Origin of the sequence: Treponema sp. OMZ 799 (assembly GCF_024181365.1) — a bacterium.
Lineage (GTDB): Bacteria > Spirochaetota > Spirochaetia > Treponematales > Treponemataceae > Treponema_B.
The window spans coordinates 2874250-2893414 of the sequence record NZ_CP051301.1; the positions used below are offsets into that span (position 1 = coordinate 2874250).

Here is a 19165-nt window from a genome sequence, read left to right on the forward strand (position 1 = left end):
AGACCTTAATTTAATTTTAACATACTTTTGTAATATGTCAAGTCTTTTTGCATAAATTTGCAATTTTTTTAAAAGATTTCAAAAATCAGGTCTTTAAGTTTTTTCAATTTTAAAAGTTTTTGGTGGTAATGGCTTACGGTGTATTCCAATAAATTAAGGTTTGTTATAACTCCATCTTTATAAAGCTTTTTATATTCTTCATTTAATTCAAGATAAAGATTTAAATTCTCAGAAAGAATATGTAAATCTTCTTTTAGATTTTTTATTCGTAATGTTTTAGCCTTATTTTTAATTTCTTTTTTTTCTTTTAAAGTTTTAAGTTTATTTTTTGCATAAGATATTTTTAAATCGATTAAATCTATTTCTTTTTTTTGTGTAAAAGTATAGTCGGGAGTCCAAGAAAAGGATATAAATAATTCAGGCAGCCATTCAGTTTTTTTAAGGCTTTGCCATGAGGATGTATAAGAGGAAAACCTGTTTTTTAAGGGATTAGGATCAACCGAAAAGCCTATACTAAAACGGGGAGCATTTTTAATATGGGCTTGCTCCTTTTCCGAGTTTAATAAAAATATTTCATATTCGGTATTTTGTATATCAAAAATATACGAATCAAAAAAAACGGTTTCCAAAAAATCAATAAGAGAAGAAGAATCTTTTTCATTCATTAAAGAGTACTCATAATTATAATTTAAGACAAACTCTTCCTTTAATCTATTTAAAGAATTTAGATTTAGATCGTATTCCTGCTTTGCTTCAATCATCTTTTGTTTTACTTTTAATAATTCACTTTTTTTAAATCTTTCTTTTTTAAACTCAGCTTCGGCTGCAGAATATTGTTCTGCTGCATAAAGATAATTATTTTTTAAGTATTCCGATTCTGCACTTAAAACTTCGATATTTAAAGCCGATTTTAAAAATGTTTTAATAAAATCGGCATAGAGTGCAAATCTTTTTTCTTTAACCGAGCTTTTTAAAAAGTTTATTTTTTTTGCTTCATTTAAAAACCCGAAACTATATTTAGTTATAGGCTGAGTAAATTGAATCGCAAAAGAAGGAGTATGTTTAAATTCTTTACTTTGTAATAAGTTCTCATAATTAAAATTAAATGAAAATAAAATATTTCCGGCTGAGGGCAAGGCTTGATTTAACAATAGAGAATACTTACCGCTAAAAACATCAGCATATTTTTTCTTAATTAATGAATTTGTATTAGTAAGTTCTACAGGAATATTTTTCCATGCAAATAGCTTTGGAAAGTCAAAAGAAAGAGAGGGTATCCATTTTGTTTTTTCTTTATATTCCAAAAGCTCTATTTTTTTTAATTCGATATCGTTTAAGGATGCTGATAAAGAATATGAAAGCCGTTCATTAAAAAATTCTTCCCAATCACGGCTTTCAGTAAAAAGTAAATATGGGAAAATCAAAAACAACAATATTAAACCGATACGCTTCATTTAACAAAATCCAGTTTTTCTAAAATAAATTTTATAATTGTTTTACGTTTTATTATAATATGGGCTTCGGTACTCATTCCGGGCTTTAACTTAACTTCCTTTTGCTCATTATTTTTTAAAGAAGAAGAAAGGATATCGGCATCGACTAAAAAAAATGAGGGAGTATTTTGATTATTAAAGCTGTCATTGGAAATATTTGTAATTATACCCTTTAATACACCGTATTCGGAAGGCGGCAGTGCCGTAAATTTTAAATTTACTTCCATACCGATTTTTAATTCGGCTATATCCTTATCGGATATTATCAACTCAGCTTTTAATTCTTCTATCATATCCGGAATGATACGGAGTATTTCCGTACCTGAAAATATATAGTCTCCTTCATTTATTCTAATTAATTCTTCTACTGTGCCGTTAAGAGGAGATGTTATTTTACTTTCGTATATTTCTTTATTAAGACGGGTTAAAGTTTTTTTAGCAGATTCAAGTTTTTGTATAAGTAGATTTTTTTCGGTTTCTATGTTTATTATTTCTTGCGCACTAAAAGTTTTATAATCCAGTTCTGCAATCTTAAATTTATCTAAAAGCGAACTTAACGATTTTTTTGTTTTCATCGAAGAAGGCAATCCTTTTTCGTGAGCATATTCTTCTTTTGCCTCTTCATAAAAGATTCTTAACTTTTCTTTTTTTGCAAAATATATTTCGGCTCTGGCCTTAGCTATGGCTTGTTCCAAAGGAATATTATTTTTATCCGAATGAACAGCCTTTTCGTATAAAAGGAGATTATTAATTTCTTTGTTTAACCGATGTATTTCGTTTTCGGTATTAGTCTTATCTTCTTCAATATCGGCAGTTTCTAAAATCAAAAGAATATCCCCTTTCTTTATTTTAGAACCGGATTGAAATTTCTTTGATTTTACCGTGCCGGAATAAGCCGCCTTGCCTATTGAAGTATTTGTTTTTAACCGTAAGACACCGGCCGCCTTTACCGTCTGATCCATTTCTGCAAAACATATCCATAAAATAGTAATCATAAAGACGGATAAAATTATATAAATAAAGCAGGTATAAACTATCGGAAGCCTGTACTCAAAAAAAAGAATTCTATTTTTAATCGTTTCCAAATCCTTTACTTTCATAGAACATCTCCATTCCACAGCTTATAGTATAAGCCTTTTTTTTCTAAAAGAGATGAGTGATTGCCTTCTTCGGCAATTGTACCGTTTTGCATTACAAAAATTTTATCGCAATTTTTTACGGTTGTAAGTCTATGCGCAATCATAAGAGTGGTTATTTTTTTTGTTTTTATGTTTTCGATTATGCCGTGAATTTGTTTTTCGGATATTGTATCAAGATTACTTGTAGCTTCATCAAAGATTAAAAGGTCAGGATCCGATATAAGGGCGCGGGCAAGAGCTATGCGCTGTCTTTCTCCGCCCGAAAGACTTGCACCTCTTTCTGCAAGAATGGTATTATATCTTTCAGGCAGGTTTTCTACAAAAGAGTGTACTCCCGTTTCCATAGAAACCCTTATAATATCTTCAATAGAAGCATTGTCATCATGAAGAGAAATATTTTGTGCAATGGTTCCGGAAAATAAAAAGATATCTTGCGGCACATAGCCTATTTTTGCACGGAGAGCTTTTGTATCTATATCTTCAATATTATGTCCGTCAATTTTTATTGAGCCTGATTCAGGCGAATAAAATTTTAAAAGCAGTTTAATAAGGCTTGTTTTTCCCGAACCTGATGCTCCGACAAAGCCTATACTTTCTCCTGCATTTATGTTTAAAGATATCTTATTTAAAACAGGCTTACGCGTTCCATATCTAAAAATCAGGTCTTTGATTTCGATGTTACCTAAAATTTTTTCAGGTTTTATCCAACGTCCTTCATCTGCTATTTCCTTTTTTAAATCGAAAATTTCTCCCAAGCGGCTTCCTGCAACAAAGGCTTCCTGCAAACTAGGCTGCAATGTTAAAAGCCTTTGAAGAGGACTTGTAAAAAAGCCCAAAAGAGCATTGAATGAGATGAGCTGTCCTACGGTAAATTGATCTTTTAAAATTAAATAAGTCCCTACAAAAAAAATAATGTTGGAACTCCAACCCGTCAAAATAGAATTTAAAAAAGACTGAATATTGCTTAAAACTCCAAGCCTATAGTTTATTTTTACGGCCTTCACCTCTCTTTTTTCATATTCATCATAAACTGAATCTTCTGCATTAAGAGCTTTTAATGAGGCCGCCCCTGAAACGGCTTCAACCAAGTATGACTGTACTTCGGATAATTGTCCCATAAGTTCACGGTAGGCCTTTGCAAATTTTTTTGAAAAAAGCCATATTATAATAGAAGATAATGGCACGGTAATAAGACCTATCCAAAAAAGAAAGGGAGATTTAAAATAAAGGACTACACCTGCAATAATTACCATACAAGAATCAATGACAACCGAAACGGCTGTTCCGGAAAGGGCAGAACGGACCTTTTGAGCATCATTTATGCGGGAAAGAATTTCGCCCGTTTTTCTTGCATCGAAAAATTTTATAGGAAGAGAAAACACATGCTTAAAATATGCAAAGATAAGATGATAATCCATCTTTAATGAAAAAAACAAAATAACATGAGAACGCACCGCAGAAAGTCCTGACGAAAAAAGAGTTAAAACAATTATTCCTATAGAAAGACTTGTAAGAGATGTAAAAGCTTTTGAATAAACTACATCATCTATTATGTATCTAAAATAAAGGGAACTTATAATACCGAAAAAGGTCAATAAAAAAGATGCTATTATAACTTGAATTATTTCGTGGATATAGGGTTTTAAAAGTGGAGCAAAGCGTTCAAAAAAACCTTTGGTATTATCCTGTATTTTAAACTCGGCTGAGGGACTAAGAAAAACAGTATACCCCGTCCATGCTTTTACAAACTCGTCAATATCAATTTTTTTCTTTTCCCCGGAAGGATCGTATATTGTAAGCTTTTTGTTTTTTATTTTTTTTACAACAACAAAATGAAAAAATTCTCTTTTTTCTTCACATTTTTTTATATGTACAATAAAGGGAAGGGGCAGGTCTTGAGTTAGGGCTTCCTTATCGCCTTTTAAAACTTGAACCGAAAAGCCCATAGCCTCACCCGCTTTTACAAGTCCCGCAAGATTTGTACCGTGTGTATCGGTTCCGGCAATTTCACGGATCGATGTTACAGAGTATTTTGCTTTGTAATGGGATGCAACCATAGCAAGACAAGCCGCCCCGCAATCCGTCCCGTCAAATTGCCTGATAAGTTTCATCCGCCGTTAATTTTTACCTTCTAACTTTCGTATCTCTTCCAAACAGGTCTCTAAGGCATCCTTACCGGGGAGATTATAAATATCGGGGGCTATGCCTACTTCGTCTACACAATAGCCTTCCGAATTTAATCCATACAAGGGATCGAATTTTATAAGTAGTCCGCTTTTCGGAAGCATCATATAAATCGGTGAATGTCGGCCGTTATGTCCTAAGCCTCCTGTATTAGAGCCTACAAGGGTCGCAAACCCCGAAGCCTTACACAAACCCGCAAGGCTATCAGCGGCCGAGGCTGTTTTTCCGCTTATCAATAACCAATATCTCCTATCCTTGGGCGGAGCATAGCCGGGAGCCAGCTCTTGAAAACTGGCAGCATCTTCTTCATAAAGAGCTATAGTATTTTTTTTAGTATTTGCATTTTCTATATTGGGCACTTCTTTTATATCTATTTGATTGTTTTTAAATGAAGGATTAAGCTCGGTATATTTGTTTTTAGAGCATAAAAAATATATTTTTTGCCGGATATTTCTGCCAATATTATTATAACTCAAAATATCACTGTCATAACATTCCGCACTTCCTCCACCGTTATGGGATACATCTATTATTATATGTTTATATTTTTCGGTATCTAAGAAAAACTTTTTCATATCCTTCTTATACTGTATATACTCTTTTGCGTATCCTCCCGCCCAAAAAGAGTCAATTCTTACATAAGCTATCTTACCTTCTTCGATTATTTTTATATCGACCTTAACCATTCTTGCACCGCTGCCGATTAAAGAATTAACGGAATACGAAGGCTTAACTCTATAAAAAGAGTTCATTAAATCTACATCGTATAACTTAAAATAGGAATCGGAAACAGTCATACAATATTCATAATCTCTCATAGATGCAGGATAAAGATGACCTGTAAAATAGCGGGAAGTGATATCTTCACAAAGTTTTGCATAAAAAGATATATATGTGTTTTGACTATATCTAGGAGATGAAGATTTTATTTCTTTGTAACCTTCTTCTTTTATTTTTTTTAAATCGGCCCCTTTTCTTTCGCATACTTCGGTAAAAGGATATTCGTTATAAATAAAATCCCAAAAAGTTTCATAATCGGTTTCGGAGTCTTCAAGACTTATAAAACCTGATATTTTATACCGGTTTTTTGAGATAACAATTGTACATATTACAAAGGCGGCTAAGAATAAACATTTTATAACTGTAAATATACGAGATTTTTTCACAAAGCGCTCCTAATTAATAGCCGATTTAATATTAAATCGGCTATCTTTTAATAATAACTTATTTAACTGTGACCACAGCTTGAACCAGATCCACCGCCGGGAATAGGATCAGGTTTTTTCGGTTTTCCACCGCCTTCATCAGGCAATGGACATAAAGGATCTTTACCTTTTTGCGGCCCATTATCACCTACACCGCCTTCAACCATTAACATCTCTGTTTCAGACACTATCTGAAACCCATTGTTCAATAAATCTTTCATAAAACAACTCCTTCGTTTAGGCTCCTACACCTAAATTCAAATATTTTTAGTCTTTTAAAAAGACCTTAATTTAATCTTAACATACTTTTGTAATCTGTCAAGTGTTTATTTTAGAAGTTTACAATTTTATTTATTTTTAATAACCCGTAAGGAACGCAAAGGGAAAAGATTATTAAGAAAAACCGCAGGTTTGTCTTAATGATAATCCATACCGCTATATTAGGGGAGAAGAAAAACTTTTGCTCCATCAAAAGTTTTTCTTCTCCCCTAATTCGTTTTTTCCCCTAACTTTCTTATTTCCTCCAAACAGGTCTCCAAGGCATCTTTACCGGGGAGATTATAAATATCGGGAGCTGTGCCTACTTCGGAATTACATGAACCATCCGGATTTAGACCATAAAACATATCATATTTTATAATTAACCCGCTATCAGGTAATTTTAAGAATACGGGATGAAAACCTTGTAATCCATCACCCCCTGTATTGTAGCCTACTACTGTTGCAAATTTCGTTTGCCTACAAAAAGATGCAAACCTATCTGATGCAGAAAAAGAATTTGAATCAACCAAAACCCAAAATTTGCCTTCAAAATTATAACTTGAATTTATAGGATTTAGTTTATAGAACACTGTGTAAAAAATGTTAAATTCTTCTTTATCATCTTGATTAATTTTAGGTAAATCCAAAATTTCATTTTTACTAATTGAAATTTCAAGTTCCTGTTTTTCTTGGTTAAAAAAATAAGGAATATATTTATCAGAAAATTTAGTATATCTATACATTACAAAAGCCTTGTAGATTTTATTTTCTTTTAAAAACGGATAAATAATAAAATCCTCACAATTGCTCATAGATCCGCCCATATTATTTTGAACATCAATAATTATATGTTTATAATTTTTTATGCAAATCTCCTTCCATACATCATGAAATTTTTCCCAATCAAAATCATCTGAATTCATAAATGTAGGAATTTTTATATAAAATATTTCATTCTCTTTAAGAGGTTTAAATTCAAATTTTTCAATAGTGTTTGAATAAGGTTTATTGCAAAACATTTTAGAACTTGTAAAATTCTTATATAAAACAGTTTCATATTCAATCAAACCTTTATCATAAAATTTAATTATATTTTCATCTTCTTGAATAGGTTTAACTAATTCATAATCATCATACTCGGGTAACCACGTTTTTATATCATAGTAATACATAGTATAGTTTAAAGGATAAAAATGTCCATAATACTTATGTCCGGTTATTTGAGCAATAAGATATTTATAAAATTTATAATACTGAAATTCGTTTTTTATACTCTCCAGATTATTTTTATATATCTGTTCGATATTTTCTAAATCAATACCATTTCTAATACATACATTTTTATAAGGATAAGCTTCGTAAATAAATTTCCAAAAATATTCATACTCTTTTTCCATTTGGCTAAGCGACATAAATTTATTATCTCGACTTTCCATCTTTTTTGAACAAGAGAATAGTAAGTTAATAACAAGAAAGATACCTAAAATTTTTTTAATCATAAAGAGTTACTATACGCAAAAAAATATCTTTAACAGCAATAAAAACTAATATTAACGATATAACATCCATGGAGTAATTGGTAATACCCCACCTATAGTATCTGGACCAAAACGTTCTTCAGGAAAACGAGTGAGATCCCAAGTCTTTTTCTGCTTTTTTTTACGTCCAATTCTCCCACCACCTTCATCAGGCAATGGACATGAAGGATCTTTACCTTTTTGCGGCCCATTATCACCTGCACCGCCCTCAACCATTACCATCTCCGTTTCAGACACAGGCTGAAACCCTTTTCTTAATAAATTGTTCATGTAAACTCCTTTGTTTAGGCTCCTACACCTAAACTCAAATTTAGTATTATGTTAAGTATAGCATACTTTATTTATTTGTCAAGTGATGTTTACAAATATTTATAATATTTTTTTTCGTTTTTATTTATTTATTTTTAATAACCCGTAAGGAACGCAAAGGGAAAAGATTATTAAGAAAACCGTAGGTTTGTCTTAATGATAATCCATACCTCTAAATTAGTGGAGAAGAAAAACTTTTGCTCCATCAAAAGTTTGTCTTTTCCCCTAATTTTCTTATTTCTTCCAAGCAAGTCTCTAAGGCATCTTTTCCGGGGAGATTATAAATATCGGGGGCGGTGCCGAATTCGTCTGTGCAATATCCTTCAGAATTTAATCCGTACAATAGATCGAATTTTATAAGGAGTCCGCTTTTCGGGAGCATCATGTGAATAGGAGAATAGAAACCGTTATGTCCCAAGCCTCCCGTATTAGAGCCTACAAGGGTCGCAAACCCTGAAGCCTTACACAAACCTGCAAGCCTATCAGCGGCCGAGGCTGTTTTTCCGCTTATCAATAACCAATATCTCCTATCCTTGGGCGGAGCATATCCGGGAGACAACTCTTGAAAACTGGCAGCATCTTCTTCATAAAGAGCTATAGTATTTTTTTTTGTATTTGCATTTTTTATATTGGGAACTTCTTTTATATCTATTTGATTGTTTTTAAATGAAGGATTAAGCTCTGTATATTTGTTTTTTGAGCATAAAAAATATATTTTTTGCCGGATATTTCTGCCAATATTATTATAACTCAAAATATCACTGTCATAACATTCAACACTTCCCCCGCCGTTATGAGATACATCTATTATTATATGTTTATATTTTTCGGTATCCAAGAAAAACTTTTTCATATCCTTTTTATACTGTACATACTCTTTTGCATATCCTCTTTTCCGAAAAGAATCTATCCTTACATAAGCTATCTTACCCTCCTCGATTATTTTTATATCGGCCTTAACCATTCTTGCACCGCTGCCTATTAAAGAATTAACGGTATAATAAGGCTTAGCACTATAAAAAGAGTTCATTAAATCTACATCATATAACTTAAAATAGGAATCGGAAGAAGCCATACCATATTCATAATCTCTCATAGATACAGGATAAAGATGACCTGTAAAATAACGGGAAGTGATATCTTCACAAAGTTTTGCATAAAAAGATATATATGAGTTTTGACTATCTATGGGGGCTGAATATTCAATTTTTTTATGTCCTTCGTCCTTTATTTTTTTTAAATCGGCTCCTTTTCTTTCACATACTTCGGTAAAAGGATATTCGGTGTAGATAAAATCCCAAAAAGCTTCGTAATCAGCGATGCAATCTTCAAAAGAAATAAAACCCGATTTGAATGAATTAAAACTAAACTCTCCATTTTCCTCTTTTTTTGATAAATATATAGAAAATGCAAAAAAAGAAATTACTAGAACAACTAAAGCACAAATAAAAAAAAATTCTACTTTCTTTTTAGCATCAGGTTTCATAAAAATTCTCCTTAATATGATAATTGTTAATCGTTGAGACAGAAATCCATCTCAACGATTAACAATTATCATACATTAAAATTTTGTAGGTCACCACTGCCTCCGCCGGAACCAGGATCTGGTTCTTTCGGTTCTTTCGGTTTTCCTCCGCCTTCATCAGGAAATGGACATAAAGGATCTTTACCTTTTTGCGGCCCATTATCACCTGCACCGCCCTCAACCATCAGCATCTCTGTTTCAGACACAGGCTGAAAACCCATTGTTCAATAAGTCTTTCATAAAAACTCCTTTGTTTAGGCTCCTACACCTAAATTCAAATATTTTTAGTCTTTTAAAAAGACCTTAATTTAATCTTAACATACTTTTGTAATCTGTCAAGTGTTTATTTTAGAAGTTTACAATTTTATTTATTTTTAATAACCCGTAAGGAACGCAAAGGGAAAAGATTATTAAGAAAAACCGCAGGTTTGTCTTAATGATAATCCATACCGCTATATTAGGGGAGAAGAAAAACTTTTGCTCCATCAAAAGTTTTTCTTCTCCCCTAAAAATTTCTTTGCGCACTTCGCGTGCTTGGCGGTTAAATTAAACGGTAAAAAACTAGTTTTTATTTTCCAATCTTTTGATTTCTTCCAAACAGGTCTCCAAGGCATCTTTACCGGGGAGATTATAAATATCGGGAGCTGTGCCTACTTCGGAATTACATGAACCATCGGAATTAAGACCGTACAAAATATCGCTTTGGATAAGAAGGGAACTATTGGGTAGTTTTAAATAAAAGCGGCTGCTGTTAAGACCGTTTCCTGAAGTATTTTCTCCAATCACATTCCCAAACTTTGTCTGCTTTGCAAATGATGCAAATTCATCAGCCGCAGATTCGGCGGCCGATCCTATCAATAACCAAATCTTTCCTGAAAAATTAATAGAAGGCTGCAAGGGTTTAATAATTTTTGTATAACTGCATATAGAATCAAAATTTTCTTTATCGGGTTTATTTTTGCTGCTAAAACTAAAAGAATCGAAATTTCTATTGGGTTCAAGTTTACTGGAATGAAAATCTTTTATAAAAGCCTTTGTAAATTTATTATTACTATTATAAGCAACCTCCCAGCAAAACTCCTGCTCTTTTTTAATTAAGGGAGAAACAATACAATCTTGCCAAAGGCGTCTAACACCCCCTCTATTTTCCCGCAGGTCTATGATTAAATTTTCATAATCTTGAAATGAAGTTAAAATTGAATTCAGTCTTTTTTTATATGCTTCTTTAATTTCATTAGTATACATATAAAAGCTTTTTATATTTAAATAGGCAATTTTTTTATCTTCAATAATTTTTGTTTCAAAATAAGATTGAAGACCATTCTCCTCTTCCAAATCAATAGTAGGCTTTAAGTTTAAATCATATTTTTTTAATATCTCTTCCGAACGATTTTGCTCTATTGCAGAGTTCATTCTCATAAGAAGTAAATAATAAAACGAATTTACTTTTACATCATTATCATATACATTAGTATTTTGTACTCTATATGTATCCGAATTTAATGAATATACATCATATACATCAAGATGCCCAATATGTTTATTATTTTGTATTTTAGAAAGCAAACTCATATAGAATAAATAACACTCCAATTCATCTTTTATATCGGGTAACTTTTTAAAATAATCTTTTTTTATTTTTTCTAAATCAGTTCCGGCTCTTATACAAACATTTTTAAAAGGATAACCGTTTTCTATAAAATCCCAAACAAAGGCGTAATCTTCTTCCAATTCTTTTTTTGACATATAAGAATTTTTATATTTTTGCTCATCTGCTTCGGAGTATTTTGAAAATAAAATAAAAAAAGCGGCAGTTCCAATAATCAAAACAGCAATAACAATTCGAAAGATAATTTTTTTCATCTTAAACTCCTGCTTGCAAACACCTTTCAAAAGCATACTAAAATTTTACAAATTACGCAACAAGACATCTTTTTCGCGGTTTTATTAAACAGTAAAATTAGTTTTCCGTGGTGGTTATAAATATCATCTTTATAAGTATAACACAGCTCAAATATATGTCAAAGTTTATCTTAAAAGCTCTTTTTCCTCTAAAAACTTGCGCATCTTTTCTTTGTTGCGGAAGTCATCTTTGTTTTCTTCACTATAAAAACAAAACGGATGCAGGGTATTTAAAATTTCGTTTAAGATTTTAGAATCGAATTCTTTTTTATCGCGGAGACGCATAATTTTTTCGTAATCGGTTTTTTCAAGATATTCGGTTGATGACCAAAGAGGTTCTTCCAAACGCTCCCCTTCTCTGGGGCCGATTATTTCTATCTTAATATCCTTCTCAGGTTCAAAGCCCATGTAGCTTATCAACTGTTTTGCCGTCTCATAAATATTTACAGGTTCCCCCATATCAAGAAGATAGGACTCGCCCGATTTGCCGACACCTCCGGTCTGCAATACCAAGGAACAAGCTTCGGGGATTGTCATAAAAAAGCGGATCATCTTTTTATCGGTTACGGTAACGGGACCTCCGTTTTGTATTTGCTCTACAAATAAGGGAAAGATAGAACCTCTTGAACCCAAAACATTTCCGAAGCGGACAAACATGTAGGCCGAATCTTTTTTTTCTTTTACGGTTTCGGCAGCCTGCAATACCAATTTTTCGCTTAATAGTTTTGAAACGCCGTAAACCGAAACAGGCTCAACAGCCTTATCCGTCGAAATTAAAACAAAACGCTTTACGCCGAATTCGATACAGGCATCCAAAAGATTCTTTGTTCCGAAAACATTGTTTTCTATAACGGCAACAGGATTTTCTTCCATCAACGGAACATGTTTATAAGCTGCAGTATGAAAAACCGCATCGCATTTTAATTGCTTGATGATGTAGCGCATATACTCGCGGTCTTTTAATTCCCCGATTACAGGAACAATTGTAGCTTTGTCGCCGACACCGCCTGCCTGTAATATTTTAAGCTCTTTATAAATTTGATAAATGGAATTCTCTCCGTGTCCGAAAAGATAGAGGCGCTCAGCACCGCCTGATAAAAGCTGCCGGCAAAGCTCGCTTCCGATAGAACCTCCGGCACCCGTAATTAAAACACGCTTGCCTCTGAGGTATGCCAAACTTTTTTTTAAAGAAATTGTGACGGGAGTGCGAGTAAGTAAGTCCTGCGGGTCTATCTCGCGGGCCTGCACCAAATGCGCCGAACCGTCAATGATTTGAGAAATTGCAGGTAACAACTTTATTTTTGAAAACCCTGCCGATTTTAAAAGCTCATATATTTCCCGCAAACGTTCGGAGCGTATACTGGGAATTGCAATCAGAGCCACATCTCCTGCATCTATTCTTATTAAATGAACCGTTTCACTTATGGGACCGAATACCGGGATTCCATCAATCTTGGTTCCGATTTTTTTAGAATCATCGTCCAAGAATGCGGCAACCTTACCGAATATTTTTTTTGCCGAAATTTCATGCGCAATCATAGTTCCGGCAAGACCTGCGCCTACTATATATATAGAGGATTTTTGCTTATTAGGACGGTCCATTTTTTTCTTCCTTCTTTATTGTTTCAAATCCTAAGTCGATAGAAAAAGCAGTCTGACACATATCCAGACAAACGGTAGCTCTTCCCTTCCTCTTATTCACTCTTACAATATAACCTTCAAGTCCGCTTAAAGGACCTTCAATAACTTTTATTCTATCATTTTCATCAAATACGACTTGTGAAATTTTCGCAACCCCTCCAAAAGAAATAAATTGATTAAGGATTTCCAAATCTCTTCCTTCTAAAGATCTGGGTTCTTGATTATTAGGTAAAAATCTATAAAAGCCTTTACACTTTCTAATATGCTGATACAACTCTTTTGAAATCTCATCAGCACCTATAAACAAATACCCAGCAAAAACAGGCAGCTGCTTCTCCGTTACCTTACCGGACTTTCTTATCTTTAAAATTCTTTGAGGAAAAACTATAGAATAAGATAGTTCTTTAAATTTATTTTTAAATTCCGCATCTTCGATAAAATTCTTTTCTTTACCTGTACTGACCTGAACTACATAATAATCCATATTTGAGTGATTATATCATAAAATCCGCATTAAATAAAGTACTGCCTCTAATTTAAGTTTTACCGATTAAGTCGTACCGTATAAATTGCAAGCGGTATTACCCTTACATAACACAGGATTACTTGTTTTTTTCAATCGCCTGTGCTATATTTTGGTTCAAGACTTTAACACGACTGGGGAAAATAATGGAAGAAGAAAAAAAAGCGGTTTCAATTTTTAGAATCGCTTTAGCGGCCGGAGAGCTTTTAATAAAAAACGGAGCCGAGATGAATAGAACCGAAGAGACTATTTTAAGGATCTGTGCTTCGCGAGGTTTTACAGATATAGCCGTTTTTATAAGTCCTACCGTAATAATGATAGGTGACGACAAAAAAGAAGGCACTACGTATATTAAAAATATAAAGAGCCGCGGCAGCAATATAAAAAAGATTTCATTGGTAAACGAATTTTCAAGAAACTTTACGCAAGGTAAAGTATCCGAAAATGATGCTTTAGATATTTTAAAAAAGATTGACACAGAAAAAGGTTATCCCTATTGGCTTATCTTGACGACGGCCGGAATAGGCTGCGGAGTTTTCTCTGTTCTCCTTGGCGGTACGGTAAACGATTTTATCGTTACCTTTCTTGCAACCTTTGCTGCCGTATTTTTAAATGATAGGATTACCCGGTTTTCCAAAACGGTATTTTTAGGGAACTTTGTTGCAGGTTTTTTTGTAGGGATAATAACCATTCTCTTTTATCATGTAGGCTTTGTAAAAAATCTCGATATGATAATAGTCGGAGCCGTTTTGTCTTTAGTACCGGGAGTAGCATTTACATCGGGTATACGGGATTTTATTTTGGGAGATTTAATTTCGGGAATAGCCCGTACCTGTGAGGCTGTACTCATCGCAGTCGCAATCGCCTTCGGTATAGGTTCCGTTCTTTTCGCTTACTCTCTTCTTGGAGGAATATAATGCCGCTCTACATACATGCAATAGCATCTTTTATAGCAAGTTTTTGTTTTTGTTTTTTGTTTTCGGTTCCGAAACAAAATACGGTTTTAAGCGCCCTCTGCGGAAGCATCTCTTGGACGGTCTTAATATTTTTTCAGAATATGGGTGTCAATTATATATTTGCAACCTTGGCAGGAGCCTTAGCAGTAGGTCTCTTAGCTGATTGGTTTGCCGTCCTTCAAAAGACTCCGGTTACATGCTTTATCGTTATAGGCACAATTCCATTGGTTCCCGGCTTTAAGGTTTATAAGACCATGCTCTTTTTCGTCACTGACAGGTTAGAAAAAGGGGTAAGCGAAGGAGTTCAAGCCGCTTTTATCGCCGTAGCCATATCAATAGGCTTAATTATTTCTACATCGGCAACCCGTCTTATTAGAACCATAAAGAAAAAAGCGGCAGACAAAAAAACAAGAAAATAAATTTTATTATTGAAACCTCTTGTTTTGTATAAAAAAAAGAAGTACATTTTTTTCGAGAGGAATTAGATATGAAAAACAAAAAGATTATATTGCCGGTGAGTCTTGTATTTTCGATAGTTTTATTTTTATCGTGTACAAAGGCTCAGGCAGAACAAAAACTATCTATCGGAGGAAAAGGAATGATTAGAGAGATATATCTTGCAGGCGGATGCTTTTGGGGCGTTGAAGGATATTTTAGACAAATACCCGGAGTAAAAGAAACGGACACGGGCTATGCAAACGGTAAGAGCGATTCTGCAAACTACAAGGGACTGCACAGCAGTGACCACGCCGAAACAGTAAAAATAGTTTATGATGCATCTGTAGTAAGTTTGCAGGAGTTACTTGCACACTATTTTAGAGTAATCGACCCTACATCCTTAAACAAACAGGGAAACGATGCAGGCCGTCAGTACAGGACAGGCATCTACTATGTAGATGATTCTATGGTTAAAGAAATACAAAGCTTTGTAAAGTTTATGCAAAAAAAATATTCAAGGCCGATTGTTGTTGAGGTAGAAAAACTGCGTCATTTTATTCTTGCAGAAGATTATCATCAAGACTATCTTGAAAAAAATCCCGGCGGCTATTGCCACATAGACTTAACCCTTGCTTTAAAACCGCTCTATGACGAGAGTAAATTTAAACTGCCGTCAAAAGAAGAATTAAAAAAATCTTTAACGACAATACAGTTTTCCGTTACTCAAGAAAAAGCGACCGAAAGACCTTTTACAAGCGAGTACGATAAATTCGATGCTGAAGGAATTTATGTCGACATCACAACAGGGAAGCCTCTTTTTTCTTCATTAAACAAATACGATGCAGGCTGCGGCTGGCCCTCATTTACAAAGCCTATTACCACTCAAGCCCTTGACTATTTGGAAGACAGAAGTTACGGTATGGACCGTATCGAAGTTGTTTCAAAAACCGGAGAAGCACACCTCGGCCATGTATTCGATGACGGACCTGCCGATGCGGGCGGTTTAAGATACTGCATTAACGGCGCTGCCCTGCGCTTTATACCTTACGATAAAATGGAAAAAGAAGGTTACGGAGATTATCTCCCCTATGTAAAACCTACAGGCAATTTTTAAAACCGCTTGTAAAAAAAATTATTAAATATCTAAAATAAAAAAACGGTTTAACTCAAATGAGGTTAAACCGTTTTTTATTTTCTGTCCGTTAATTTATGAATTCTACAGGCTCGGTACGTGTTTTAGGTTCGGGATGTTCAGCAGGATAACCTATAGCGGATATTCCGCAGACAACATGATTTTTAGGAATATTAAAAGAATCTAAAACGCGCCTTATTTCGGGCGAATTACATTTTTCCCTCAGCTGATTTATCCAAACCGACCCCAGCCCTAAGGCATGGGCTGCAAGATAAATATTTTGAATTGCAACCGAAGAATCGCAGTAGCCGAAGCGGTCATCCTCTTCAAAACTTATGAGTATCAACGCATCACAGTCATAGATTCGATAATTCGGAATATCAAGCACGGAAGAAACAGCCTTTGCAAGTTCCTGTATTTTCTCCCTATTATGCACAACGGTAAATTTTCTCATCTGCCTGTTTTTACCCGTCGGAGAAGCCTTAGCACATTCTACAATTGTTTTAAGCTTTTCGTCTTCGACCCTGTCTGCCGTAAACTTACGCACACTCACACGGGTGAGCATGTTCTTAATAACCTCATTCATATTCCACTCCTTAGTTTAGATTGCTGCCAATTTCGGTTCCTTAAAAATCGACACGGCCCAATAGCACAAGAAAAATCTAAAGGATTTATTTGTAACCATATCGACATCCATTATAACGCTTAAAAGAAGAGCCGTGTTCATGCCTAAAAATTCTTCGGCCAAATCCAAAAACCATTTTATAAATTCGGTATCGTTTGAAGCCTCGCTTATAAATGTTAAAATTATCTTTTTAAATTCAAGATCAGAATTTTTTCTTTTTGCAAAGGCTTCATCCAGCATGTCGGTAAAAATAGCTCCCGTATCTCTCGCTTCGTTTTTAAAGCGGTCATAAGCAAAATAAAAACCGCCCTCCACATTCATCATCGAAGCCAAACTTAAATAAGCCTCATCTTCTACCAAGGAAGGAAGTCCCTCCCTGCGGAGCAAGTCGATTATAAAAGGAATAGAATTTACCGACCTATAAGTTTCCATAGCCTTAATGCCTGCAAGCAGAATTTTAGGATTTTGTGTTCCCGATAGGATTTGATAAATTTTAAATTGAGAAGCCTCATCTTTAAGGCGGGCAAGAGCAACCATCGCCTCTCCGGCCAAAAGATAGTCTTCACTTTCAATGGCTTTTCTCAAAGGTTCGACAGCTTGGTAAACATTAAAATGGGCAAGGGTTTTAGCAGCAAGAGCGGCCGTAGTAAATTCTCCCTTATTCAATTCTTCTAAAAGAGATTCCCTATTTTTTGCCGAAAGTTTTTCTAAGGAATTTAGCGACTTCATTGCAGAATATCTTATCGAAAAACGGGGAGACTTCATATATTGATTTAACTTGTCGGCCGATTCTTGAGAAGCTGTTGCCGTAAGTTCATGCAAAATTTTTTCTTCCGTTTGAAGGCTTTCACTCGAATCCAGTTTATATAAAAGGTTTAAAGCCTTCATGTCGCGCGGCGAAAAAATAACTGCAAGAGCATCTTTTACAAGGCGGCCTCCAAGATTTAAAAGCCTAATCTGAAAAATCATTCCGAAAAGGATGCAGATTATAACGCCCGAAAAAAATAAACGGTACATACTCAAATTGGAAAAGCCTGAGGTTTGGAGCATATCCAAAATGCGGCCGCCCAAGATTGAACCAAGAGCTCCTGTAATACCCATAACAAAAAAATTAAGCATACTCAAATCCATCAAGGATTTTGACGGAACTATTCCGAAGAAGTAGGCCTGAGATGCATCCATTTGAGCGGAAAAGCCCATGTTGGTTATCATCGAAAACAGAATTAAAAATATAAATGCGATAAGCTGCATTTCTCTCGCAGGAGCTACAATTGCAGGAAAAAGAGCTGCAACACTGAGTGCCGTAAAAATAACATACATCGGCTTTGCTCCCATCCTGTCTATTAAAAGGCGCATTAAAAGCCCGACCAAAAGGGAACCCATAGTTGAAGCAAGAGAAAAGATAATTACAAAATTATCGGGTATACCATAAACCGATCTTCCATAAACAATTATAAAGGGACGGGCCAAACTTATTCCGAACTGAATTATAAAAAACGAAAAAATATAGAGCGCAAAATTTTTATCGCCAAAGGCTTCCTTTGCAGCAGCAAAAAAAGAACCCTTTTGCAGGTTTTGGTTTCCTTTCTTTAGCTTTCGTATTTCCTTTCGGCTTCTTCCTTCTGCCCTAGCCTGCTTTACAGCCTCCATTCTTCTTTCAAAATCGGGATCGGGAAGTTTAAGCAAAAGGGCCGAGGCTGCAAAGCCCGTAATAATTCCTATTATTGCGGTTATATTATATGTAGAAACTATATCGATTCCGAGTCTTGGAGAAAACCATAAAAAGACGGTTAAAAATATTATGGCTGCAAGTGCAGCCGTATTGTTTGTCAATGAGATTTTGACTATATAAGAATTTCGATCCTTACCGGGAGCCAAAAGGCTTATAACCGGATTGTTTGCAACTATTCCGGCACCGCGAAAAAAATTAAAAAGGGCTACTGCAAGTAAGAGCATAAAGATGGCTGCTTCATTTTCGCCTCTAAAATAAAAGAACGGAATAAACAAGATGGGTAAAAGCGAGCTGTTTCGCAAAAACCAAGTATAAGCAAAGGTTTTTACAATTGTAAAACGCCGAGCCATAAGCTTGCCTAAAGGAATTGTAAAATAGCACATGTACATAAAGGCTGTAAGCAAACCTATGACGGTACTGTTAGCTTTTAGAGCAAGAGCATAAAGAGTGATTGTGTTTCCTGTAACGAGAGCAAATGAAAACGAGTTGATTCCATTGTACGCACTAAAAACGCTGCGGCCCTGTTTAATTCTAAAATTAGATAATTGTTCTTCCATCACAG

Annotated in this window: 17 protein-coding genes; 3 read left to right on the forward strand and 14 right to left on the reverse strand. The window is 34.4% G+C overall.

Features of this window, described 5'->3' with window-relative positions; genetic code table 11:
- Positions 1-68: 68 nt before the first annotated feature.
- The 12 genes from E4O04_RS13335 to loaP form a co-directional block, all read right to left on the reverse strand.
- Positions 69-1454 carry a hypothetical protein gene (locus E4O04_RS13335; protein WP_253686774.1) on the reverse strand — a complete coding sequence of 462 codons (1386 nt, stop codon included), beginning with the start codon at positions 1452-1454 and terminating at the stop codon, positions 69-71.
- Positions 1451-2593: an HlyD family secretion protein gene (locus tag E4O04_RS13340; RefSeq protein WP_253708565.1), complete on the reverse strand. Its 1143-nt coding sequence runs from the start codon at positions 2591-2593 to the stop codon at positions 1451-1453. The genes E4O04_RS13335 and E4O04_RS13340 overlap by 4 nt, the downstream gene beginning before the upstream one ends.
- On the reverse strand, positions 2590-4743 hold the full coding sequence (locus E4O04_RS13345) for a peptidase domain-containing ABC transporter (RefSeq protein ID WP_253708567.1): 2154 nt from the start codon (positions 4741-4743) through the stop codon (positions 2590-2592). The genes E4O04_RS13340 and E4O04_RS13345 overlap by 4 nt, the downstream gene beginning before the upstream one ends.
- A gap of 6 nt (positions 4744-4749) precedes the next feature.
- On the reverse strand, positions 4750-5982 hold the full coding sequence (locus E4O04_RS13350; protein WP_253708569.1) for a S41 family peptidase: 1233 nt from the start codon (positions 5980-5982) through the stop codon (positions 4750-4752).
- Positions 5983-6044: 62 nt separating this feature from the next.
- On the reverse strand, positions 6045-6242 hold the full coding sequence (locus E4O04_RS13355; protein WP_253708571.1) for a hypothetical protein: 198 nt from the start codon (positions 6240-6242) through the stop codon (positions 6045-6047).
- Positions 6243-6509: 267 nt separating this feature from the next.
- On the reverse strand, positions 6510-7781 hold the full coding sequence (locus E4O04_RS13360; protein ID WP_253708573.1) for a S41 family peptidase: 1272 nt from the start codon (positions 7779-7781) through the stop codon (positions 6510-6512).
- 51 nt (positions 7782-7832) lie between these two features.
- Positions 7833-8090 (reverse strand): hypothetical protein, encoded by a 258-nt coding sequence (locus E4O04_RS13365; RefSeq protein WP_253686766.1) that lies wholly within the window; start codon positions 8088-8090, stop codon positions 7833-7835.
- Between the two features lie 244 nt (positions 8091-8334).
- Complete coding sequence (locus E4O04_RS13370) at positions 8335-9615, reverse strand: S41 family peptidase (protein ID WP_253708614.1); 1281 nt, start codon at positions 9613-9615, stop codon at positions 8335-8337.
- A gap of 68 nt (positions 9616-9683) precedes the next feature.
- A complete protein-coding gene (locus tag E4O04_RS13375) occupies positions 9684-9875 on the reverse strand; it encodes a hypothetical protein (protein ID WP_253686763.1) in 192 nt (63 codons plus the stop codon).
- 340 nt (positions 9876-10215) lie between these two features.
- Entirely contained in the window at positions 10216-11517 is a 1302-nt protein-coding gene (locus tag E4O04_RS13380; RefSeq protein WP_253708617.1) for a S41 family peptidase, read from the reverse strand.
- A 165-nt stretch (positions 11518-11682) separates the two neighbouring features.
- Positions 11683-13158 (reverse strand): polysaccharide biosynthesis protein, encoded by a 1476-nt coding sequence (locus E4O04_RS13385; protein WP_253708620.1) that lies wholly within the window; start codon positions 13156-13158, stop codon positions 11683-11685.
- Positions 13145-13681, reverse strand: coding sequence for an antiterminator LoaP (gene loaP, locus E4O04_RS13390; RefSeq protein WP_253686760.1), 537 nt, complete (start codon positions 13679-13681; stop codon positions 13145-13147). The genes E4O04_RS13385 and loaP overlap by 14 nt, the downstream gene beginning before the upstream one ends.
- Positions 13682-13866: 185 nt before the next feature.
- On the opposite strand from loaP, the gene E4O04_RS13395 reads away from it, so the two are divergent.
- The 3 genes from E4O04_RS13395 to msrB all read left to right on the forward strand — a co-directional run bounded on the left by E4O04_RS13395 (position 13867) and on the right by msrB (position 16228).
- Positions 13867-14637: a threonine/serine exporter family protein gene (locus E4O04_RS13395; protein ID WP_253708623.1), complete on the forward strand. Its 771-nt coding sequence runs from the start codon at positions 13867-13869 to the stop codon at positions 14635-14637.
- Positions 14637-15095 (forward strand): threonine/serine exporter family protein, encoded by a 459-nt coding sequence (locus E4O04_RS13400; RefSeq protein WP_253708626.1) that lies wholly within the window; start codon positions 14637-14639, stop codon positions 15093-15095. The genes E4O04_RS13395 and E4O04_RS13400 overlap by 1 nt, the downstream gene beginning before the upstream one ends.
- A 68-nt stretch (positions 15096-15163) precedes the next feature.
- Positions 15164-16228 (forward strand): peptide-methionine (R)-S-oxide reductase MsrB, encoded by a 1065-nt coding sequence (msrB, locus tag E4O04_RS13405; RefSeq protein ID WP_253708629.1) that lies wholly within the window; start codon positions 15164-15166, stop codon positions 16226-16228.
- An 88-nt stretch (positions 16229-16316) separates the two neighbouring features.
- Here the strand turns inward: msrB and E4O04_RS13410 are convergent, their stop codons facing one another.
- Together E4O04_RS13410 and E4O04_RS13415 are read right to left on the reverse strand one after the other, a co-directional pair.
- Entirely contained in the window at positions 16317-16832 is a 516-nt protein-coding gene (locus E4O04_RS13410; protein WP_253708632.1) for a nitroreductase family protein, read from the reverse strand.
- A 15-nt stretch (positions 16833-16847) separates the two neighbouring features.
- Positions 16848-19160 (reverse strand): MFS transporter, encoded by a 2313-nt coding sequence (locus E4O04_RS13415; RefSeq protein ID WP_253708635.1) that lies wholly within the window; start codon positions 19158-19160, stop codon positions 16848-16850.
- Between the last annotated feature and the right edge of the window lie 5 nt (positions 19161-19165).